Annotated in this window: 21 protein-coding genes and 1 pseudogene; 11 read left to right on the top strand and 11 right to left on the bottom strand. The window is 70.7% G+C overall.

Annotated elements, in window-relative coordinates; translation table 11 throughout:
• Positions 1-167: 167 nt before the first annotated feature.
• Entirely contained in the window at positions 168-1,568 is a 1,401-nt protein-coding gene (locus FB559_RS06380) for a class II fumarate hydratase (protein WP_141954274.1), read from the bottom strand.
• 91 nt (positions 1,569-1,659) lie between these two features.
• A complete protein-coding gene (locus FB559_RS44515; protein WP_246121386.1) occupies positions 1,660-3,084 on the bottom strand; it encodes a serine/threonine-protein kinase in 1,425 nt (474 codons plus the stop codon).
• A gap of 129 nt (positions 3,085-3,213) precedes the next feature.
• On the opposite strand from FB559_RS44515, the gene FB559_RS06370 reads away from it, so the two are divergent.
• Positions 3,214-4,452, top strand: coding sequence for a serine/threonine-protein kinase (locus FB559_RS06370; RefSeq protein ID WP_185792062.1), 1,239 nt, complete (start codon positions 3,214-3,216; stop codon positions 4,450-4,452).
• Between the two features lie 79 nt (positions 4,453-4,531).
• Here the strand turns inward: FB559_RS06370 and pdxR are convergent, their stop codons facing one another.
• Positions 4,532-5,965 (bottom strand): MocR-like pyridoxine biosynthesis transcription factor PdxR, encoded by a 1,434-nt coding sequence (gene pdxR / locus FB559_RS06365; protein WP_141954270.1) that lies wholly within the window; start codon positions 5,963-5,965, stop codon positions 4,532-4,534.
• A 74-nt stretch (positions 5,966-6,039) separates the two neighbouring features.
• On the opposite strand from pdxR, the gene FB559_RS06360 reads away from it, so the two are divergent.
• Positions 6,040-7,056 carry a DMT family transporter gene (locus FB559_RS06360; RefSeq protein ID WP_141954268.1) on the top strand — a complete coding sequence of 339 codons (1,017 nt, stop codon included), beginning with the start codon at positions 6,040-6,042 and terminating at the stop codon, positions 7,054-7,056.
• 133 nt (positions 7,057-7,189) lie between these two features.
• Entirely contained in the window at positions 7,190-8,830 is a 1,641-nt protein-coding gene (locus FB559_RS06355) for a fumarate hydratase (protein ID WP_141954266.1), read from the top strand.
• Positions 8,831-8,887: 57 nt separating this feature from the next.
• On the opposite strand, the gene FB559_RS45275 is transcribed toward FB559_RS06355, so the two are convergent.
• Together FB559_RS45275 and FB559_RS45270 are read right to left on the bottom strand one after the other, a co-directional pair.
• A complete protein-coding gene (locus FB559_RS45275) occupies positions 8,888-9,037 on the bottom strand; it encodes a hypothetical protein (protein ID WP_246121385.1) in 150 nt (49 codons plus the stop codon).
• Positions 9,015-9,197, bottom strand: coding sequence for a MerR family DNA-binding transcriptional regulator (locus FB559_RS45270; protein WP_246122400.1), 183 nt, complete (start codon positions 9,195-9,197; stop codon positions 9,015-9,017). Before FB559_RS45270 ends, FB559_RS45275 begins: the two co-directional genes overlap by 23 nt.
• A 120-nt stretch (positions 9,198-9,317) precedes the next feature.
• Between FB559_RS45270 and FB559_RS46425 the strand changes: the two are divergent.
• Positions 9,318-9,623, top strand: a pseudogene (locus FB559_RS46425) (hypothetical protein); the annotation flags it as partial.
• Here FB559_RS46425 and FB559_RS06345 read toward each other — a convergent pair.
• Complete coding sequence (locus tag FB559_RS06345) at positions 9,583-10,737, bottom strand: acyl-CoA dehydrogenase family protein (protein ID WP_185792574.1); 1,155 nt, start codon at positions 10,735-10,737, stop codon at positions 9,583-9,585. The pseudogene FB559_RS46425 and the gene FB559_RS06345 overlap by 41 nt on opposite strands.
• 174 nt (positions 10,738-10,911) lie before the next feature.
• Between FB559_RS06345 and FB559_RS06340 the strand changes: the two genes are divergently transcribed.
• Entirely contained in the window at positions 10,912-11,160 is a 249-nt protein-coding gene (locus FB559_RS06340) for a hypothetical protein (RefSeq protein WP_141954264.1), read from the top strand.
• A 52-nt stretch (positions 11,161-11,212) separates the two neighbouring features.
• On the opposite strand, the gene FB559_RS06335 is transcribed toward FB559_RS06340, so the two are convergent.
• The 3 genes from FB559_RS06335 to FB559_RS06325 form a co-directional block, all read right to left on the bottom strand.
• Positions 11,213-12,424 carry an MFS transporter gene (locus FB559_RS06335; RefSeq protein WP_246121384.1) on the bottom strand — a complete coding sequence of 404 codons (1,212 nt, stop codon included), beginning with the start codon at positions 12,422-12,424 and terminating at the stop codon, positions 11,213-11,215.
• Positions 12,425-12,516: 92 nt separating this feature from the next.
• A complete protein-coding gene (locus FB559_RS06330; protein ID WP_141954260.1) occupies positions 12,517-13,296 on the bottom strand; it encodes an ABC transporter permease in 780 nt (259 codons plus the stop codon).
• Positions 13,289-14,224 (bottom strand): ABC transporter ATP-binding protein, encoded by a 936-nt coding sequence (locus FB559_RS06325; protein WP_141954258.1) that lies wholly within the window; start codon positions 14,222-14,224, stop codon positions 13,289-13,291. The genes FB559_RS06330 and FB559_RS06325 overlap by 8 nt, the downstream gene beginning before the upstream one ends.
• Positions 14,225-14,278: 54 nt before the next feature.
• Here FB559_RS06325 and FB559_RS06320 point away from each other — a divergent pair, with 54 nt between their 5' ends.
• The 4 genes from FB559_RS06320 to FB559_RS06305 all read left to right on the top strand — a co-directional run bounded on the left by FB559_RS06320 (position 14,279) and on the right by FB559_RS06305 (position 18,363).
• Positions 14,279-14,887 carry a DUF1707 SHOCT-like domain-containing protein gene (locus tag FB559_RS06320; RefSeq protein WP_141954256.1) on the top strand — a complete coding sequence of 203 codons (609 nt, stop codon included), beginning with the start codon at positions 14,279-14,281 and terminating at the stop codon, positions 14,885-14,887.
• 350 nt (positions 14,888-15,237) lie between these two features.
• On the top strand, positions 15,238-16,494 hold the full coding sequence (locus tag FB559_RS06315) for an extracellular solute-binding protein (protein WP_246121383.1): 1,257 nt from the start codon (positions 15,238-15,240) through the stop codon (positions 16,492-16,494).
• A gap of 10 nt (positions 16,495-16,504) precedes the next feature.
• Positions 16,505-17,458: a carbohydrate ABC transporter permease gene (locus FB559_RS06310; protein WP_246121382.1), complete on the top strand. Its 954-nt coding sequence runs from the start codon at positions 16,505-16,507 to the stop codon at positions 17,456-17,458.
• Complete coding sequence (locus tag FB559_RS06305) at positions 17,455-18,363, top strand: carbohydrate ABC transporter permease (RefSeq protein ID WP_141954252.1); 909 nt, start codon at positions 17,455-17,457, stop codon at positions 18,361-18,363. Before FB559_RS06310 ends, FB559_RS06305 begins: the two co-directional genes overlap by 4 nt.
• Before the next feature lie 50 nt (positions 18,364-18,413).
• Here the strand turns inward: FB559_RS06305 and glpX are convergent, their stop codons facing one another.
• A complete protein-coding gene (glpX, locus tag FB559_RS06300; RefSeq protein WP_141954250.1) occupies positions 18,414-19,451 on the bottom strand; it encodes a class II fructose-bisphosphatase in 1,038 nt (345 codons plus the stop codon).
• A 410-nt stretch (positions 19,452-19,861) separates the two neighbouring features.
• Between glpX and FB559_RS06295 the strand changes: the two genes are divergently transcribed.
• Together FB559_RS06295 and FB559_RS06290 are read left to right on the top strand one after the other, a co-directional pair.
• Entirely contained in the window at positions 19,862-20,485 is a 624-nt protein-coding gene (locus tag FB559_RS06295) for a TetR/AcrR family transcriptional regulator (RefSeq protein WP_141954248.1), read from the top strand.
• Entirely contained in the window at positions 20,469-21,149 is a 681-nt protein-coding gene (locus tag FB559_RS06290) for a DUF4245 domain-containing protein (protein ID WP_141954246.1), read from the top strand. Before FB559_RS06295 ends, FB559_RS06290 begins: the two co-directional genes overlap by 17 nt.
• A gap of 7 nt (positions 21,150-21,156) precedes the next feature.
• Here FB559_RS06290 and FB559_RS06285 read toward each other — a convergent pair whose 3' ends face one another.
• A complete protein-coding gene (locus tag FB559_RS06285) occupies positions 21,157-21,396 on the bottom strand; it encodes an exodeoxyribonuclease VII small subunit (protein WP_141954244.1) in 240 nt (79 codons plus the stop codon).
• Positions 21,397-21,414 lie beyond the last annotated feature (18 nt).

Genomic DNA, 21,414 nt, shown 5'->3' with positions numbered 1-21,414 from the left:
CCGCCATGTGGGGTGACTGCGGCGGGCCGCACCCACCGGCACGACCCGCCGCCACGCCCTGACACGTTCCGTGCCGCGCTCGGGCCGACACCGAACCTACGTGGATCCGTGCCGGCGGCTTACCGTCTCTTTGCCGCCACCCGGTGCTTTCCCGGCCGTCGTGGAGGTCAGGAACCGCCGGGGTGGGCCATGGCCAGGAGGTCGAGCGCCGCGTCGAGCTCGGCGAGCGTCAGCTTCCCGTCGTCGACGTATCCGCGGTCCAGGACGACCTGCCGGATGGTCTTGCGCTCGGCCAGGGACTGCTTGGCGACGGCCGCCGCCTCCTCGTAGCCGATGTAGCGGGTCAGCGGCGTGACGATGGAGGGTGAGGACTCGGCGTACTCCTGGAGACGGCGGACGTTCGCCTCGATCCCGTCGACACAGCGATCGGCGAAGACCCGCGCGACGTTGGACAGCAGCCGCAGCGACTCCAGGAGGTTGCGCGCCATCATCGGCATCATCACGTTGAGCTCGAAGTTGCCCGCCGTGCCGCCGAACGCGATGGCCGCGTCATTGCCGATCACCTGCGCGGCGACCTGGCACACGGCCTCGGGAATGACCGGGTTGACCTTGCCCGGCATGATCGAGGAGCCGGGCTGGAGCTCGGGAAGGCGGATCTCGCTCAGGCCCGCACGCGGGCCGGAGTTCATCAGCCGGAGATCGTTCGCGATCTTGACGAGGCCGGTGGCGATGGTGCGCAGGGCCCCGCTGGTCTCCACGAGGGCGTCGCGCGCGCCCTGGGCCTCGAAGTGGTTACGCGCCTCCCTCAGCGGCAGGCCGGTCTCGCAGCCGAGCTCGGCGATGACGCGTCCGGCGAAGCCCTCGGGCGCGTTGAGGCCGGTGCCCACGGCGGTGCCGCCCAGCGGCAGCTCGCCGAGGCGCGGCAGGACGGAGCTCAGCCGCTCCACCCCGTACTTGACCTGCGCGGCGTAGCCGCCGAACTCCTGGCCGAGCGTGACCGGCGTGGCGTCCATCAGGTGCGTACGCCCCGACTTGACGACGGGTGCGAACTCCACGGCCTTGCGGTTCAGCGCGCCTTCGAGGCGTCGCAGCGCGGGGACCAGCTCGTTGACCACCAGGCCCGTCGCCGCGGTGTGGATGGAGCTGGGGAACACATCATTGGAGGACTGCGAGGCGTTGACGTGGTCGTTCGGGTGGACCGGCCGGCCGAGCCGCTCCTGCGCGAGCGTCGCGATGACCTCGTTGGCGTTCATGTTCGAGGAGGTGCCGGAACCCGTCTGGAACACATCGACCGGGAAGTGCTCGTCGTACTCACCGCCCGCGACGGCCAGCGCGGCCTTCTCGATCGCGTCCGCCATGTCCTTGTCCAGCACGCCGAGCTCCGCGTTGACCCGGGCCGCCACCGCCTTGATGCCGGCGAGGGCGGCGATCTGCGCGCGGTCCAGCCGCTGCCCGGAGATGGGGAAGTTCTCCACCGCCCGCTGCGTCTGTGCCTGCCACTTCGCCCACGACGGGAGACGGACGTCTCCCATGGAGTCATGCTCGACGCGGTGGTTCTGTTCGGACATGCGGCGCCTCCCAGAATGATGAAAGCTCGTGCGCGGACACCTTCGACTGTAGGTGCCGGCAAGATCGCCCCGGAGCCGGGGTGGCGGTGGCCTAGGCGGCGCCGTACACGCCCGCGTACCAGGCGACGGGTCCGCTCCGCGCGTCAGGGCCGGGCCGGACGCGTACGCGGATCCGCGCGGGAGAGCCGCCGGCGGGCAGCCGGAGCGAACGCGTCATCGGGGCGTCGGCGCCGGTCGCGGCGCACGTGCCGCGCACCAGGGACCGGGGGTCACCCACGGCGTACGCGGTGAAGGACAGCCGGCGCGGGCCCGAGGGGCATGTCACGACGACCGAGACCCTCTCGGCGCCGTCCCGCGCGTCCTCGTCGAGCCTCAGCGTGAGCGTCGAGGTGGCGGGCCAGCTGGCGCCGCCCCTGGCCAGCCGTGTCACGGACGGGGCGCCGGCCTCGCCGCCGATGGTCGCGGGCAGCGGGCCGCCGTCCCCGCGCGGTGTCGCCGAGGGCGTGCCGCTGGGGGGCGCGGCAGGGCTGCCCGAGGGGGCGGGATCACCGGAGTACAGAGCGGGTCTGCCCTTGACCCCGGCCAGGACGCCCGCGCCTACGGCGAGGGCCAGCACGCCGACGGTGACGACCGGCACGACCCCGGCGCGTTCGGCGAGCCCCCGGCGTGTCCGCTGCGGCTGCCGGGGCGGCACGGGCGGTGTGGCGGCCAGCGCGAGGAGTTCGGCGGCGTGGCCGGCGCCCAGCCGGCGGGCCGGCTCCTTGGTCAGCAGGCCCTCGAGCACGGGACGCAGCGGGCCCGCGCGCAGCGGAGGGTCGGGCTCGCTGGTCACCAGCGCGCTGAGCGTGGCCATCGCGGTCTCGTGGTCGTACGGGGGACGGCCCTCCACCGCGGCGTACAGCGTCGCGCCGAGCGACCAGAGGTCCGAGGAGGGCGACGCGGGTTCGCCGCGCGCCACCTCGGGCGCCACGTACGCGGGGGAGCCCATGAACGAGCCCGTCTGGGTCAGCGTGGTCGCGCCGTCGTAGGTCGCGATCCCGAAGTCGGTGAGGACGACGCGGCCGGAGGTCTCGAGCAGGACGTTGCTCGGCTTGACGTCGCGGTGGACGATCCCGGCGTCGTGCGCGGCGCTGAGCGCGGCCAGCAGCTGCACACCGATTTCGGCCACCCGCCGCGGGGAGATGGGACCGTCGTCGACGAACACGTCCTCCAGCGAACGCGCCGCGACGTATTCCATGATCAAGTAGGGGCGGGACTCCTCGATCACCATGTCGTATATGGAGATAAGTCCTGGATGGCGCAGCCGGCCGGCGGCGAGGGCCTCGCGGTCGGTACGCCGGAGGAGGTTCATGCGTTCGCGGTGGTCGAGGCTGGGAGGAAGGTGCACTTCCTTGACCGCGACCTCGCGGTCCTCCACCTCGTCATGGGCCCACCAGACCGTTCCCATGCCGCCCCGGCCGATCTGCTCGATGAGCCGATAGCGACCGGCGAGCAAGCGATCCCGCGAATCGGCCACGATGCGCAAGATACCTGGGAGACGTTAACTCCGGTATCTCGATCTTTGCCGTTCACTTGCATGGGGGATATCCGGATTGCAGGATCGAATGCTGGGAAGGCAGCCGAAACCAGAGTCGAAAGAGGCCTTATGAGGACATCTTCGACGTCGGCGGACGGCGAGGACGGAGTGCTGCCTTCCGGCGTACGACATCTCGATCCGGACGATCCGCACGAGATCGGCGGCTACCGGCTCGTCGGCAGGCTCGGAACGGGCGGCATGGGCGTCGTCTATCTGGGCCGTGACCCGCTGGGCGGACCAGTGGCGGTCAAGGCCGCATACGGTGCCATGACCGGCGACGACGAGCTGCGCCGCCGCTTCGAGGCTGAGGCCGCGGCGGTACGGCGGGTCCCCGCCGCCTGCACGGCACGGCTACTGGTCGACGGCGCGGACCGCCTCCGGCCCTACCTCGTCACCGAGTACATCGAGGGACGCTCGCTGGAGCAGATCGTGCGGACGGGCGGGCCGCTCGAACCCGAGCAGCTCCGGGCACTCGCGGCCGGGGTGGGGCGCGCGCTGACCGCCATCCACCGGGCCGGGCTGGTCCACCGTGACCTCAAACCGGCCAACATCCTGCTGACCCTCACCGGCCCGCGCGTCATCGACTTCGGCATCGCCCAGACGGTCGACGCGTCCGGCGGCCCGACCGGTCCCGGCATGGTGGTGGGCAGCCCCGGCTGGATCGCGCCCGAACGCCTCCACCGCCGTCCCGCCATTCCCGCGTCGGACGTCTTCGGCTGGGGCTGTCTCGTCGCGTACGCCGGGACCGGCCGCAACCCGTTCGGCTCGGGAGACGTCGACGAGCTCGCGCAGAGGATCATGTACGCGCCCCCGGACCTGGACGGGCTGGACGATGCTCTCCGCGGACCCGTGGCCGCGGCGCTCGCCAAGGACCCGGCCGAGCGACCGGCGGCCGACGAGTTGCTCGGGCTCCTCGGCTCCACGCCTCCCGGCGGCCGTTCGGGGACGAAGGAGCTGCCCGCGGGCCGTCGACGGCGCTGGGCGACCCTCGTACCGGCGTCGGTGGCGTTGACCACCGCGGCCGTGCTCGCCGCGGTCATCGCGACGACCGCGGCCGACCACGGCTCGCCGCGCGTCCCGCCCGCCGGCGGATCGTCGGCGACCCCTACGGGCAACCAGGCCGCCACTCACGGCGAGGCACCGGTCCGCCCCCGCGCCGCCCACCCCGCCGAGGCCCCGCACGGCCCGGCGGCCACGCATGCGGCCAGGCCCGGTGGGGCGACACCCGTGAACGGCCGCGCCAAGGTCAAGCCGAAGCAGAAAGGCAAGGGGAAGGGAAAGGGCGGTCCAGGACCTCCTCCCGAGTGACGACCGGCGGGAAGATCCAGCCCGATCGGCGGACGGGGGATCCGTTCACGCCGGCAGGAAGGGGCGTGCGGGCATCCGTTCATGGCGGCCCGGCCGTCGTCTCGATGGCGTCGGCCAGGAGGTCGACGGCCTCGGCGAGGCGGTGTTCGGGCAGGCGGGCGTAGCCGACGACGATCGCGGGTGGGCCGGGGCCGCGTACGCGCATCGGGGCGACCCCCTCGACGGCGACGCCGCGTGCCGCGGCCGCCGCGACGACCTTCGCCTCGTCGCACCACTCCGGAAGTTCCGCGTAGGCGTGCAGGCCCGCGGACACGCCGTGCACCTTCACCTGTGGCAGCCGGCCGGCCAGCGCGGCCACGAAGGCGTCGCGCCGGTCCCGGTACCGCCGCCGCATCAGCCGCAGGTGCTGTGAGTGGTCGCCATTGGCGATCATGCGAGCGAGGACGTGCTGGTCGAGGACGGGCGAGCCGAGGTCGTGCAGGGCGCGGGCCGCGCGCAGCCGTACCGCGAGCCAGGGCGGCGCGACCGCCCACCCGAGCCGCAGCGCCGGCGACAGCGCCTTGCTCACCGAACCGGCCAGCACCACCCGTTCGGGTTCGAGCCCCTGCAGGCAGCCGACCGGGTCGCGGTCGTAGCGGAACTCCCCGTCGTAGTCGTCCTCGATGATCAGGGCGTCGACGTCCCGCGCCCACTCGATCAGCGCGGAGCGGCGGCGTGGCGAGAGCACGACCCCGGTCGGGAACTGGTGGGCCGGTGTGACCAGGACCGCCCGTGCTCCCGTACGGGCCAGCGCGGCGACGTCGATGCCCTCCTCGTCGACCGGTACGCCGGCCAGCTCGATGCCGGTGGCCCGGATCATCGGGATCTGGTGGTGGCCCAGCGGGTCCTCGACCGCGAGCAGCCGGTGCCCCTCCTCGATGAGGATCCGCGGCACCACCGCCAGCATCTGGGCCACCCCGGCGGTGATCACGACCGCCTCCGCCCCGGCCACCGCGGCGCGTACCCGTGTCAGGTGACCGGCCAGCTCGGTGCGTAGCGCGAGTACGCCCGCCGGGTCGGGATAGTTCAGCTCGGCGTGCGGCAGCTCGCGGAGCACGTCGCGGAGCGTCGCCGTCCAGCGGCCGCGCGGGAAGGACGCCAGATCCGGTTTGCCCGGCCGCAGGTCGTAGGCGATGCCGGGAGGATCGGCGGGTCCCGCATCGGTGCCGGCGGCGAGCCGCAGCGCGCGGCGGTGCGCCTCGCTGCGGGGCTCCGGCGCCGTGCGGACCGCCGGGACGGGTGCGACGCGGGTGCCGTCACCCTGCCGGGACACGATGAACCCCTCGGCGACGAGCTGCTCGTACGCGGTCACCACGACGCCCCGCGACACGTCGAGATCACCGGCCAGGTCGCGCGTCGAGGGCAGCCGCGTGCCGGGCGCCAGACGTCCCGCGCGTACGGCGTCACGCAGGCCGCCGGCGAGCTGCGCGGCGAGCCGCCCGGCGGCGCGATCCAGCCTCAGGTGCAGGTCCATCGCGAAATGGTCCTCTCAAGCCGACCCGCAATGGTCCAAGTATCAGGGCCATTGGACCCCTAGCGTCTCAGCACATGGGGCAGACCACCAGCATTCAGGGCAACACGCAGGCAGCCGTCGCGATGACCGTCGTCGGCACACTCACCGCCGTGTCCGCGACGATCTCCCACTATCCGGTGTACGGCGGGCAGGCCGTCCGCTACGCCGTGGCGGCGGTGATCCTGCTGTTCGTCGCATGGTTGCGTGACCGGGGGGCGCCGGCCGTCCGCGGCCCTCTCTGGCAGTGGCCGCTGATCGCCTTGCTGGCCGCCACCGGGCTGGCCGGGTTCAACGTCTGCATCGTCGAGGGCACCCGCTACACGAGCCCGGCCACGATCGGCACGGTGGTCGGCTCGGTGCCGATCGTGCTCGCCATCGCCGCGCCGCTGATGGACGGCAGGCGCCCGGCGCGGCGTACCGTGGCGGCCGCCACGGTGGTGACGGCCGGGGCCGGTGTGGCCAACGGGCTGGGCGGTGGCGGCCTGACCGGGCTCCTGCTGGCCCTGGGTGCGCTGGCCGGCGAGGTGTGCTTCTCGCTGCTGGCCATCCCGCTGCTGCCCCGCCTCGGCGCGGTACGGGTCTCGGCGTACTCCGCCGCGGCGGCCGTGCCGATGCTGTTGGCCGCCGGCCTGGTCGCCGACGGCACGGGCGTGGTGCGGCCGCCCACGTGGGGCGAGGCCGCCGGGTTCGCCTACCTGTCGCTGGTCGTCACCGCGGGCGCGTTCATCCTCTGGTACGACGCGCTGGGCCGGATCGGTGCGGACCGCGCGGGGCTGTTCGCCGGGTTGATCCCGGTCAGCGCGGTCGTCACCACCATGGTGCTCGGCCTGCGAACCCCGGGCATGGGAGAACTCGCCGGAGCCCTGCTCGTCGGGCTCGGCGTCGTGCTCGGTCTCACGAGGTCAGCGGATCGGCCACTCGCGGTTGCTGCCGCGGCGCACCATCACGATCCAGCCCACGACGAAGCCGGTAACAAGGATCACACCGACCACGATCATGACCACGTATATCGCCGCGTCATTCCCAAAGATCCCGCTGACCAGCGCATTTGACGTAAACGGCATGTTCTCCCCCTAGCCGTCATACCCGTACAGAGGCCGGAACACGACCCGGGCTCTGTACGGCCTGAGGTTTCGCCGCTCTACCCTGGTGCTCGACTCACACCGTGCCGTCAGCGAGGACGCCATGCCCGAATTCGCCTTCACCGAGCTGCTGCCCCAGGGCCCCGACGAAACCGACTACCGCCTGCTCACCAGTGACGGGATCACCGAGTTCGGCGCGGGGGACCGCACTTTCCTCCAGGTGGAGCCCGAGGTCCTGCGGCTCCTCACCGAGACGGCGATCCACGACATCTCCCACCTGCTGCGCCCGGCGCACCTCGCCCAGCTGCGCCGGATCCTGGACGACCCCGAGTCCTCGCCGAACGACCGGTTCGTCGCCCTCGACCTGCTCAAGAACGCCAACATCGCGGCGGCCGGCGTACTCCCCATGTGCCAGGACACCGGCACGGCGATCGTGATGGGCAAGCGCGGCCAGCACGTCCTCACCGACGGGGACGACGAGCGCCACATCGCCCGTGGCGTCTACGACGCCTACACGCGGCTCAACCTGCGTTACTCCCAGCTGGCTCCGCTGACCATGTGGGAGGAGAAGAACACCGGCAGCAACCTGCCCGCCCAGATCGAGCTGTACGCGGCGCAGGGCGACGCGTACAAGTTCCTGTTCATGGCCAAGGGCGGCGGCAGCGCCAACAAGTCCTTCCTGTACCAGGAGACCAAGGCCGTACTGAACCCCAAGCGGATGCTGAGCTTCCTGGAGGAGAAGATCCGGTCGCTGGGCACCGCGGCCTGCCCGCCGTACCACCTGGCCATCGTGGTCGGCGGCACCAGCGCGGAGTTCGCCCTCAAGACCGCCAAGTACGCCTCGGCGCACTACCTGGACACCCTGCCGTCCACGGGCGGCCCGGCCGGGCACGGCTTCCGCGACCTCGACCTGGAGCAGGAGGTCTTCGAGCTCACCCAGCAGCTCGGCATCGGCGCGCAGTTCGGCGGCAAGTACTTCTGCCATGACGTACGCGTGGTCCGGCTGCCCCGGCACGGCGCGTCCTGCCCGGTGGCGATCGCGGTGTCGTGCAGCGCCGACCGGCAGGCCCTGGCGAAGATCACCCGGGACGGCGTGTTCCTCGAGCAGCTGGAGCCCGACCCCGCGCGGTACCTGCCCGAGACCACCGAGGACGACCTGGAGGGCGATGTCGTACGCGTCGACCTCAACCGGCCGATGGACGAGATCCGGGCCGAGCTGAGCCGGTATCCGGTCAAGACGCGGCTGTCGCTGACGGGCCCGCTCGTCGTCGCCCGCGACATCGCGCACGCCAAGATCAAAGAACGCCTCGACGCGGGCGAGCCGATGCCGTCCTACCTTCGCGACCACGCCGTCTACTACGCGGGCCCGGCCAAGACGCCCGAGGGTTACGCGAGCGGCTCCTTCGGCCCGACGACGGCCGGGCGGATGGACTCCTACGTCGAGCAGTTCCAGGCCGCCGGCGGGTCGTTCGTGATGCTGGCCAAGGGCAACCGCAGCCAGCAGGTCACCGACGCCTGCGAGGCGCATGGCGGGTTCTACCTCGGCTCGATCGGCGGCCCCGCCGCGCGGCTCGCCCAGGACTGCATCAAGAAGGTCGACGTGCTGGAGTACGCCGAGCTCGGCATGGAGGCGGTCTGGAAGATCGAGGTCGAGGACTTCCCGGCCTTCATCGTCGTCGACGACAAGGGCAACGACTTCTTCGCCGACACCACGGGCCCGCTCCTCACGATCGGCCGTCGCTGAGGTTCAGGTAGCCGTGCAAGTGGCCGGCGGCTTCGAGCAGCGCGGCCGCCCGCAGGGTCAGGCGCGAGTGCTGCCCGGCGATGGCGGCGCGGAGAGCGTCACGGCTGCCCGTGCGTCGAGGGAGCGTCGCCGCTCGTGCAGCGCCGCGTGGGCGGCGTCCAGGAGCGCGAGCGCGCCGGGCAGGTCACCGGCGTGGACCGCATGCATGATCGCCCGCGCCTCGCGCGGTCCACAGCCCTTCGCCAGGGCCCGGTACGTCAGCAGCGCGGCGATGGCTGTCGGCGAACCGGCGATAGCCGCCGGCGGTGCGCGGCACCGGAGGCAGGACCCCGGCATCCTCGTAGTTGCGGACCTGCTGGGTCGAGATGCCCGCCAGACGCGCCAGATGGCACGAAGGCCTTTGCCTCCCGCTCCATCCACGAGTTGAAGGTTATCCGCCGAACTCCGCGGGTTTTGGCCTCGAAGTCTCAACAAGGGCCACCCACCCGCCCACTCCGAGAACGCCGACCACACCGCCATCGACACGCTGATCCCGCACCCCGTCTACGCGGCTCAGGCGTGGGTGGATCGTCAACCCCGGTCCGGCGACCGCCGGCCCGGCCCGCTCCCTCCTCACCGACGCCCACGCTCTCGCCGTACGGCGACACCACCGCCGTGCGTCCTGAGCGGCCGGGCGCGCTCCTCGTTCTCGGCCCACCGCCGACAGGATCGCGACGATGACCGAGGGCGATCGACGCCGCTCGGAGCACCGGTCAGCGCAGAGGGTGGCGGCCGATCAGCTGGCGGACGATGACGTTGCGCTGGATCTCGTTGGTGCCCTCGCCGACGATCATCAGGGGCGCGTCGCGGAAGTAGCGCTCCACGTCGAACTCCGTGGAGTAGCCGGACGCGCCGTGGATGCGGACCGCGTTCAGGGCGATGTCCATGGCCGCCTCCGAGGCGTACAGCTTGGCCATGCCGGCCTCCATGTCGCACCGCTCGCCCGCGTCCAGCAGGTCCGCGGCGTCGAGTGTGAGCAGCCGGGCCGCGCGCAGGCGGGTGGCCATGTCGGCCAGGTAGTTGCCGATCGACTGGTGCTGCCAGATCGGCCGGCCGAACGCCTCGCGCTCCTGGGCGTAGCGCAGCGAGTCCTCCAGCGCCGCCCGGCCCACGCCGAGCGCCCGCGCGGCCACCTGGATCCGGCCCACCTCCAGGCCGCGCATCATCTGCGCGAACCCGCGCCCCTCCTCCTCGCCCAAGGCCGCGGATCCCGGTGCCTCGTGGCCGTCGAAGACGATCTCGCAGGTCTCGACGCCCTTGTAGCCGAGCTTGGACAGGTCGCGCGAGACGGTCAGGCCAGGACCCGGCTCCACGAGAAGGACGCTGATGCCCCGGTGACGGGGGCTGGCCTGCGGGTCGGTCTTGCACAGCAGCGCGATCAGCCCGGCGCGCCGGGCATTGGTGATCCACATCTTGGCGCCGTCGACCACGTAGTGGTCGCCCTCGCGCCGGGCCGTCGTCGTGATCGCCTGCAGGTCCGAGCCGCCGGCGGGCTCGGTCAGGGCCATCGCCGCCCGCAGCTCGCCGGTGGCCATCCGGGGGAGATAGCGCTCCTTCTGCGCCTCGGTGCCGAACGTCGCGATCAGGTACGCGACGACGGAGTGGCCACCCATCGCCCCGGCCAGGCTCATCCAGCCGCGCGCCAGTTCCTCCGTGACGAGCGCGTAACAGCGTTTGGAGACGCTCACCTCGCCGTACGGCTCCGGGACGGTGAGCCCGAAGACGCCGAGCTCCTTCATCCGCTCGATGAGTTTCCCGGGGTAGGCGTTCGCGTGCTCCAGTTCGCGCGCGGCCGGCCGGACCTCCCGGTCCACGAACTCGGCCACGACCTCGACGATCGCCTTCTCTTCATCGCTCAACGCCGTCATGGTGACCAGTATGTCCGTGGCCGGAGCGAGGGCCCGGTCCGGCATCCACGCCGCCGGGGAGTAGCTCATCGACTACGCTCCCGGTATCCCTGACCCTGTGTGACCGGCGGCACGTCCCGGTGAGTGTGGGTCGGATGATCGCGGGTAATAGGGCGACGACACTGGAGGAATGTGATGAGTCTGGACGAAGCAGCGCGCCAACTCGAGCTGGCCGCACACGATACTCAAGTCGCCTTCGACTGCATCGGGCTCGGTGAGATCGAACGCGCCCACACCCATACGATCACCGCCAGGGCGGCGGCCGACGCCGCCGAGGTGGCCCTGCGCATCGCGCTGGCCGAGCTGTCTCCCGAAGAGGCCGAGCGCGCGGGGGAGAAGGCCATGGAGCGCATCGTCGAAGAAGAGGAGGGCTCACGCCGCTGAGCCCGCCGGGCCGCCCGCTCCCGGGCTCGCTCGCCGCGGCTTCCCCGGCCGATCAGGCCACGGGACGCTGGGCGACCGGGGTGTCCGGGTTCGCCCCGGCGACGGGGGCGGGTTGAAAGCCCTTCGCCGATGCGAGGATCACGAGCGTCAGCACGGCACCCACCGCGTACGCGATCCACAGCTGTGACGCGGCGGCGCCCGCGACGACCGCTCCGAGGACGAAGCCGAAGTAGTTGAAGACGTTGACCCTGGCCACGGCGATGCCGAGGCCGGTCGGGTCGAGCCGTCCGGCCGCCGAGAACGACGTCGGCACCACCACCGCCAGGCCCAGGCCCGCCAGCGCGAACCCGGCGATGGCCACGGCCGGGCCGGGAGCCGCAGCGGCGATCGCCAGCCCGAGGCCGCCCACGACCGCACCGGCCGCCACGACGCGTGCCGCCCCGTAGGCCCGCACGACGAAGTCGGCGCCGGTACGGCTGAGCATCATCGCGACCTGGTAGACGACGTACGCCAGCGGCGCGACCGTGCCGGAGGCGTTCAGGTCGTCCTTCAGATACTTGGCGCTGTAGCTGGAGGTGGCCGAGTCCGCGATGTACATGCAGGTGACGGCCACGCCGATGATGACGATCGGCTTCCAGGGCACGCGTTTGGCCGCCGCCCGCAGCTGCTCGCCGCTCGGCGCGGTGGTCTCCAGCTCCCGCGCGTACAGCAGCCGCCCGGTCCACAGGGAGACGGCCAGGCCCAGTGCCGCCGGGATCGCGAAGCCCGCACTCAGGCTCATGTCGACCCGGTTGGCCAGCGCGATCCACAGGCCCGCGACGATGCCGGCGGCGCTCCAGACGGCGTGGAAGCCGGTCAGCAGGCTCTTGCCGTAAAGGGTCTCGGCGGTGACCGCCTGGGCGTTCATCGACGCGTCCACCGCCCCGACGAACAGGCCGAACAGCGCCGTGGTCGCGTACAGGGCCAGGTCATCCGGGGCAAGGCCGATGGCGATGATCGACAGCAGCACGAACGGCTGGGCGATCCGCAGCACGGGACCACTGCCGTACCTCGGCATCAGGCTCCCGGCCAGGACACTGCCGACGCCGGCGACCACGGGAACGGCCAGCAGGACGAGGGCGAGAGTGGTGTCGCTGAGGTTGTGCGCCTTCTGGATCTCCGGGATCCGTGTCACCAGAGCGGCGAAGGAGAGTCCCTGCACGCCGAACGCCGCGTACGCCGACCGACGGCCACGCCGCGTCCGTTGATCGATCTCTGCCGCCACGGCGTCCTCCGGAAACATGAAAGAGGTTCGCGTCAGCGTAGAGACCTGGTCGGCGCCGGTCAATATACAGCCGTGATCCCTTGTCCGGACGGTCAGTCGATGAGGCGGCGGCGCATGCCGCGTACGGCGAGTGCCCACATCAGGCCCGAGAACAGGACGAGGGCTCCGGTGTGGGTGAGGTCGGTGAGTGGCCGGAAGCCGAACACGGCATGCCGGACGAGCTCCACGCAGTGGTAGAGCGGATTGAAGTAGGCGACCGTCTGTGCCCAGCCCGGCAGCCCGCCGACCGGAAAGAACGTGCCCGCGACGAGGAACAGCGGTGTGAGCACCCCGCTGATGACGTAGTCGAAGCTGTTGATGGACGGGACGATCGTGGAGGCCCAGATGCCGAACAGCGCGAACCCGCTGGCCGTGAGCATCGTGAAGACCGGTACGACCACCACACCGGGCCCGGGGCGCAGCCCGAACGCCAGCGCCACCAGGATCGGCGCGCAGGAGTAGATCCCGCTCTTCACCGCGATCCACGACGCCTCGCCGGCCACCACCTCGTGCACGTCGACGGGCGCGGCGAGCATCGCGTCGTAGGAATGCTGGTAGGTGCGCCGGATATAGGTGTTGAACATGCCGGGAAAGGCGGAGGTGAACAGCGTCGCCGTGGCCACCACGCCGGTGCCGACGAAGTCGAGGTAGCGGTAGCCGGCGACGTGTCCCACCAGCGCGCCGAAGCCGAAGCCGAACGCCAGCAGGAAGATCGTCGGCTCGATCAGGGCCGCGAACGAGGACGACGGCCAGTAACGGCTGTACAGAGCCAGCTCGCGTCGCCAGACCCCGCGTACCGGGGCCCATTCGAAGGCTCTCAGGTGGTCAGTCAACGGTCTCTCCGGTCAGTACGACGAAGACGTCCTCGAGGTTGGCGGCCCGCCGTACGATCCGGTGGCCGTTGTTCGCGCCGCCGGCGAGCGTGTCCGCCAGCGACGGGGGGATCCGCTCGGCCCGCAGCACCGACACGGTCGGCCCGGTGCGCCGGGTGGGCAGGCCCGCCGTCCTCGCCAGACCCTCGACCTCGGCCAGCCGCTCGGGGGTGCCCTCGTGCTCCTCGACGCGGTCACCCGCGTGGTCGGCGATCAGCTCGGCGGGAGTGCCGTCCGCGATCACCCTGCCGTGCGACATCAGGGCGCACGTGTCGGCGAGGCGCTCGGCCTCCTCGATGTAGTGCGTCGACATCAGCACCGTCACCCCGGCTGCGCGCAGCCCGGCGATCAGCCCCCACAGATCGGCGCGGACCTGCGGGTCCAGCCCGACCGTCGGCTCGTCGAGGAGCACGAGGCGCGGGGAGTGCACGAGCCCCCGTGCGACCAGCAACCGGCGCCGCATGCCGCCCGACAGGTTGACCGCGCGTGCCTCCGCACGCCCGGTCAGGTGAGCGATCTCCAGCGCGCGATCCACGGCCGCGCGCAGCCCGGCGCGTGGCACGCGGTAGAGACGCGCGAAGACCTCGAGGTTCTGGCGTACGGTCAGCTCCTCGTCGAGGTTGTCGATCTGCGGGACCACGCCCATGAGGGCGCGTGCCTGCTTGGCCTGGGCCGGGACGTCGTGGCCGAGAACATTGATCGTGCCCTCGTCGGCGCGGGACTGGGCGGTGAGCAGGCGCATCGTGGTGGACTTGCCCGCGCCGTTCGGCCCGAGCAGCCCCAGGCAGACGCCGTCGGGCACCTCCAGCGTCAGCCCGTCCACCGCCGCGATCGAAGTGCCGTCGGAGTCGGAATACCGTTTGACGACGTCACGCAGCAGGATGGCCATGTGGTTCACCGTAGGTATGGCCTACGACAGAGCGCCAACGAATATCGTCGTGGCGTGGACCTTCCGTGGAAGCCCGGCCGGGATCATCCCTCGCCGCATGAGCTGCGCGCCTCCGACACGGATCGCGAGAACGTCGTCCGGCTGCTCCGAGACGCGCACGGCGACGGCCGCATTACCCTCGACGAGCACGGCGAGAGGGTCGAGCGTGCGTACGCCGCCCGCACGCTCGGTGATCTCGCCGGACTGACCGGCGACCTGCTGCCCGCCGAGGAGCAGCCCATCCGCCTGGATCCCGGCCCGCTCCACGCCCTGTTCGGGACCGTACGGCGCGACGGGCGCTGGGTCGTGCCCGCGAGGTTCCCGGTCTCGGCGGTCTTCGGCACTCTCGAGATCGACCTGCGCGAGGCGCTGCTGCAGCGCAGGCACGTGGTCGTGAACGCCGCCGTGCTCGGCGGCCGGATCCGGCTGGTCGTCCCCGAGGGCGTACGCGTGGAGTTCACCGGCCGGTCCATCGCCGGCTCGCAGGCCCTGCGCATGCGGCAGCCCGAGAGCCGTGAGGCGCCCGTCATCGAGGTGCGCGGGACGGTCGTCCTGGGTTCGGTCGGTGCGCGCACTCCCAGACGGCGGCGGCGGCCCCGTCTGCGTCGCGGGGGTACCGGCTGACGTGGCCGGCCCCGTGATCACGAAAACGGAGCAGCAGGTCACGCAGGGGATTCAATAACAGTTAAGACTCCTCGCTGCGCATCCCCTTGAACTGGTACGGACCAGCTCCTATCGTTCAGTGCCATGCGCGATTCTGCTCGTTGAGCAGGCGAATCGTGCACAACCTTTCATGCCTTGTGAAAGGAGGCGGGCGGCGCAAGCCGCCCACAGCTGTGCCACGCCAAGCGGCCGCCCGGAGGGTGATGAGCCGGGCGCCGGGCCGGGGGTTTGGCAAACCCGAATCAGACAACGACCGGGGACGTCGCGCGCACCCGCGCGCCCCGAAGCCTCAGCAAAGAAGGCGGGGACAGGTGAAACGGCATCTCATCGGCGTTATCGCCGCGGGTCTCACGGTGACCCTCGGCTTGGCCGGATGCAGCAAGGGAAGTTCCTCCGGCGGTGGTGGTGACAGCAAGACCATCAGGTTCGTCGCCGCGATCTACGACGACAAGACCAAGAGCCTCTGGGACAGCCTCATCAAGACGTTCGAGGCGCAGAACAAGGGCTACAAGGTCAACCTGGAGATGGTCGACTGGACCCAGATGGACGCCAAGGTCAAGACCTACGTCCAGACCAAGCAGACGCCCGACATCCTGAACTACAACGCGTTCGCCGACTTCGCACGGGACGGCCTGCTCTTCCCGACCTCGGACGTGCTGTCCTCGCAGTCGTCGGGCGACATCCTCCCGTCCTTCGTGGACGGCGACAAGTACAAGGGCACGCAGTACGGCATGCCGCTGCTGTCCAGCGTCCGGTTGTTCTTCTACAACAAGGACGTCTTCAAGAAGGCCGGCATCGACGCGCCGCCCAAGACCTGGGACGACGTCAAGGCCGACGCCCAGAAGATCAAGGACAAGGACAAGGGCATCTTCCCGCTGGGCCTGCCGCTCGGCGCCGAGGAGTCCCAGGCCGAGTTCTTCATGTGGGCCATGAACAACGGTGGCGGCTACGTCGACCCGTCCGGCAACTGGGCGATCGACAGCCAGGCCAACGTGGACACGGTCAACTACCTCAAGGACCTGACCAAGTCCGGCCTCACGCAGCCGAACCCGGAGACGACCGACCGCAAGGACGTCTTCAACGAGTTCGCGCAGGGCAAGGTCGGGATGCTCAACGGCGCGGTCTTCATGCCGGCCGGGTTCATCAACAAGGTCAACGCCAAGCTGCCGTACGGCATCGCGCCGCTGCCCACCAAGACCGGAGCCGCGCCCAGCACGCTCGGCGTGCAGGACTTCCTGGTGGCCTTCAAGAACGACGGCGGTAAGAAGAAGGACGCGGTCTCGAAGTTCCTGAACTTCTTCTACCAGACCAACAACGTCGCCAACTTCCAGAAGGAAGAGGGCTTCCTTCCGGTGACCAAGTCGGCCGGCGCCGTGATCTCCAGCGCGGTGCCCTACGACAAGCCGTTCGTCGACGCCCTCCCGTCCGCGAAGTTCTACCCCACGGGCAACGCCGCCTGGGGTCCGCTGGCGAACACGGTCAAGGAGAAGATCGGCACGGCCATCACGGCGAAGGACCCGAAGAGCGTCCTGAGCGAGCTCCAGCAGACCGCGCAGAAGAACGGCTGACGGACGGCTCGTGCACAACACCATTGAGGCGCGCGGCGCCGGGGCCAAGGCCCCGGCGCCGTCGTCGAAGAGCGCCCTCCGCCGATTCGGCCGGGCGCTCGCACCGCTGCCGTGGATCGGGCCCGCGGTCATCCTGATCGTGGCCGTGGTCCTGTGGCCGGTCTTCGAGATGGTCCGGACGTCGATACTGAGGATCAGCTCGTCGGGCGCGACGATCGGCACCCGCGGGACCGGCAACTACCGTGACCTGTTCGACGAGACGGACCTCGTCGCCGTGCTGCTGCGCACCGTGGTCTGGGTGGTCGGCGTCGTCCTCGTCACGGTCGTGATCTCACTCGCGCTCGGGCAGCTGCTCAACGCCAGGTTCCCCGGTCGGCGCGTGGTGCGCTGGGCGGTGATCGTGCCCTGGGCCGCGTCGGTGCTGATGACCGCGCTGACGTGGAAGTGGATGCTCAACTACTACTACGGCGTGGTCAACAAGGTCCTCCAGGGCGTGGGCCTGATCGACCACCCCGTGAACTGGCTCTCGAACCCCACCCAGGCGCTGATCTGGATGATGTGGGTGGCCGTCTTCGTCTCGCTGCCGTTCACCTCCTTCGTCATCCTGGCCGGGCTCCAGACCATCCCGGAAGACGTCTACGAGGCCGCACGGGTCGACGGCGCCGGGCGCGCGCGTACCTACTTCCAGATCACGCTGCCGCTGCTGCGGCCGTCCCTGCTGGTCGCGGCGATCATCAACGTGATCAACGTCTTCAACTCCTTCCCGATCATTTACGCGATGACCGGGGGCGGGCCGGGGAGTAAGACCGACACCAGCACGACCTTCATGTACAAGCTCGCCTTCACCGGGTCCGGCGACGTCGGAGAGTCCGCCGCGATGGCGGTCGTGAACTTCGCGCTGATCCTCATCCTGGTCCTGCTCTACCTGCGGGCCGTCGGCTGGCGCGGGGAGACAAAGTCATGAGCACCCAGATCAAGTCGCGCCAGGCCGGCCGGGGCAAGCCGGGAGGCCGGCCGGGCTCGGTCAACCGGGGCAAGCCCGGGTCGGCGGGCCGCGCCAGAGTCGCGATCCTGGCCGGGGTCGGCTACCTGGTCGCGTTCATCTTCATCGCGCCGTACCTGGAGATGGCGCTCACGGCGCTCAAGCCCGACCGAGAGCTGACCGCGTCGCCGACGACGTTCCTGCCCAAGCACTGGGACTTCACCAACTTCGTCGACGTGTGGAAAGCAGCGCCGATCTGGCAGAACATGCAGGTCTCGCTCATCGTGGCCGGCGTGGCCACGTTGATCGCGCTGCTGGTGGCGCTGCCCGCGGCGTACTACACGGCGCGCAACCGGTTCCGCGGGCGCGGTGCGTTCCTGCTACTGGTGCTCGTCACCCAGATGTTCGCGCCCACCGCCCTGGTGATCGGCATCTACCGGGAGATGGTGGCGCTCAACCTGACCGACACGCTGCTCGCGCTGATCCTGGTCAACGCCGCCTTCAACCTGCCGTTCTGCGTGTGGATCCTGCACGGGTACTTCTCCAGCATCCCGAAGGAGCTCGAGGAGGCCGCCTACCTCGACGGCGCGGGCAAGGTCACGGCACTGACCCGGGTGACACTGCCGCTGTCCCTGCCGGGCCTGGTGACCGCGGTGATCTACACGTTCATCGGGGCGTGGAACGAGTACGTCGTCGCCCTGACGATCACCTCGTCGCCCAACCGCCAGCCGCTGACCGTCGCCATCCCGGGCTTCGTCACGTCCTACCAGGCGCACTGGCAGTACCTCTTCGCGACCTCGCTGATCGCGATCGTGCCGGTCGTGATCCTGTTCGTGTGCATCGAGCGCTACCTCGTCGGCGGTCTCACCGCGGGCGGGGTCAAGTAACCGCCCGTTCCGGCGGGTGAGGCGGCGGCCTCACCCGCCGTCCGGCCTGCTCAGCCGGCGCTGTCGAAGTAGTTGATGGCCGAGTAGGCGCGGAGCTTGGCGAGCCGGTGCTCGCTGTCGATCCGGCGGATCGTGCCGCTGCGGGAGCGCATCACCAGGGAGTTGGTGAACGCGATGCCGTGGTTGTAACGCACCCCGCCGACCAGCTCGCCGTCGGTGATGCCGGTCGCGGCGAAGAACACGTCGTCGGAGGTCACCAGGTCATCGGTGGTCAGCACCCGCGTCAGGTCGTGCCCGGCGTCGAGCGCCTTCTGCCGCTCGGCGTCGTCCTTGGGCCACAGCCGTCCCTGCAGCATGCCGCCGAGGGACTTGATCGCGCAGGCCGCGATGATCCCCTCCGGGGTGCCGCCGATGCCGAGCATCAGGTCGATGCCGGTGTTCTCGCGGGCGGCCATGATCGCGCCGGCCACGTCGCCGTCGGTGATGAACTTGATCCGCGCCCCGGCCTCGCGGACCTCCTTGACGATCCGCTCGTGCCGTGGCCGGTCGAGAATGACGACCGTGACGTCTTCGGGGGAGGAACCCTTGGCCCGCGCCACCGCGCGGATGTTGTCCGCGACCGGCGCGTCGATGTTGACCACATCGGCCGCCTCGGGCCCGGTGGCCAGCTTCTCCATGTAGAAGACCGCCGACGGGTCGTACATCGTGCCGCGCGGGCTCACCGCGATCACGGCGATCGCGTTGCTCATGCCGAGGGCGGCGAGCCGCGTGCCGTCGATCGGGTCGACGGCGACGTCGCAGTCGGCGCCCTGACCGTCCCCGACCTCCTCGCCGTTGAACAGCATCGGAGCCTTGTCCTTCTCGCCCTCACCGATCACGACGACGCCGTTCATCGACACCGTGTTGATGAGCTGGCGCATGGCGTTCACCGCGGCGCCGTCGGCCCCGTTCTTGTCGCCGCGGCCCACCCATCGGGCCGCGGCCATCGCCGCGGCCTCGGTCACCCGTACGAGCTCGAGCGCGAGGTTTCGGTCCGGGGCGTCCGCCTCTGTCACCAGCGGGGACGCCGGGGTGGTCTCTTCGGTCATCGGATACGCGGCGCGCCGGCCCGGCGGTGGAGCCGGAGGTACGCCGCTCCCTCCTCGGAATGTCGATAGCGTGTTCGCGCGTCACGCCCGCGGCTGAGGCGGACGCGCTCGCGTTGGTACGGCACTGCAGACATGCCCGTTTTGTAGGGAACATTGCCTGCGAGAAGCGCCACTTTGAGGTTCGGGTCACGGACGGCCGTGACGCACGATACTCAGAGGTGATCTCCAGCTTCGGATGCCGACGGAGGCGTGGAACGTAAATTCACAGCCGACAGGGCGTAATCTAGGGCCGTAATGAGCAGCGATATCGAGCGGCCACCCGGTGGGCGAGCCGACTGCCCGGCCGTTGCCGGCGGGCTGTCCGAGCGGCAGGTGCCGTGTGCGCCTCCGGCACGACGAGGAGCGCGTACTTGAGCATCGAACACCTCCAGCGCACCTCCGACCGGGGCGCCGCCACACGGGGCGCCCTGCTCGCCGCCGCGCGCGAAGTCTTCTCGGTGTCGGGGTTCGCTCAGGCGGCGGTCACCGACATCGTGGCCAAGGCCGGCGCCAGCGTCGGCAGCCTCTACCACCACTTCAGCGGCAAGGCCGATCTTTACCTCACGCTCTTCGAAGAGTTCCAGATCCGCCAGCAGGAGCGGACCCGTGAGGCCGTCCACCTGGCACGCGACCGGGGCGAGACCGACACGATGCGGCTGTTCATCGAGGGCGCGCGCGCCTACCTCGACGGATGCATCGCCGAGCCCGACCTGTCCCGGCTGTTCCTGTCCGGCGACGGCCCGCCCGGATTCGACCGCGCCCTGCGAGACCGCCTGCGCAAGTGGGCGCGGCGTAACGCGGCGCTCTTCCACACCGGCGGCGACGGCGGCGACGGCGTGGTGGACGAGGCGCTCGTGGTCGTGCTGACCGGTGCGATGTCCGGCGCCGTCTCGGAGGTGTCGCTGTCCGAGGACGAGGCGGCCTCGCGAAAGCTCGCCGACGACGTGCTGACCATCATCTCGCGCATGGAGAGCACGCGTGAGCGAAGGCCATGAGCAGGCCCCGGCCGCCGGCGACGAAACGCTGAGCGAGCACGAAGCGGGTACCACCGTCACGGGCACCAGGGCGCCGGAGGAGCCGATCGTGGTCTCCGCCTCGCTCTACCGGCGGCTCAAGTCGGGACTCTTCGGCTTCAGCATGGCGATGCTGTCCTGCCTCGTCGTGGTCGGGCTCGTGATCCTGATCACGCCGCGGCGCAACGAGGGCGCCATCCCACGCGTCGACTTCCACAGCGACCTGTCCGGCCTCATGGCCATCGCGCCGTACCAGGTGCAGGCCCCCGAAGGCCTGCCGGCGCAGTGGTACCCCACCAGCACCCGGCTGAGCGGCCACACGGGCGGCCCGGTCTCCTGGCATCTCGGCTTCTACACGCCGGACAAGGAGTACGCGGCGCTGGAGGAGAGCAACGAGACACCCGCGGGCGCCGGCAACTTCGTCGACCGGATGACGAGCCAGGGACATCCGGACGGCACGTCCCAGATCGCGGGTGCCACCTGGGACCGCACGTTCCGCCCGGACAAGAAGCAGCGGTCGCTGATCCGCCGGCTGCCCGGTCTCACCCTCGTGGTCACCGGCACGGCGTCCTACGACGAGCTCGCGGTCCTGGCCGGCTCGCTCCGGCAGCAGCCGAAGGCCTCGCCCGCCGCCACTCCCACGTAGGCCGGTCTCAGAAAGGCGCGCCGTCGGCGGGCTCGGTGCCCGGCTCGGTGCGTTCGGCCATCGCGGCGGCCAGCCTGGCGCGGGCGCCTTCGAGCCACTCCTCGCAGATCCCGGCGAGCTTCTCGCCGCGCTGCCACAGCGTGAGCGAGTCCTCGAGCGTGAGCCCACCGGCCTCCAGACGCCGTACGACGTCGGTCAGCTCGTCGCGCGCCTGCTCGTAGGAAAGCTCAGGTTTCTCCTCCGTCACGTGCCCAACCCTACGGGT

The sequence above is a fragment of the Actinoallomurus bryophytorum genome (assembly GCF_006716425.1).
Classification (GTDB): Bacteria; Actinomycetota; Actinomycetes; order Streptosporangiales; family Streptosporangiaceae; genus Actinoallomurus; species Actinoallomurus bryophytorum.
The sequence above is the reverse complement of the archived record's forward strand: the minus strand, read 5'-3'. Positions and strand labels throughout refer to the sequence as shown.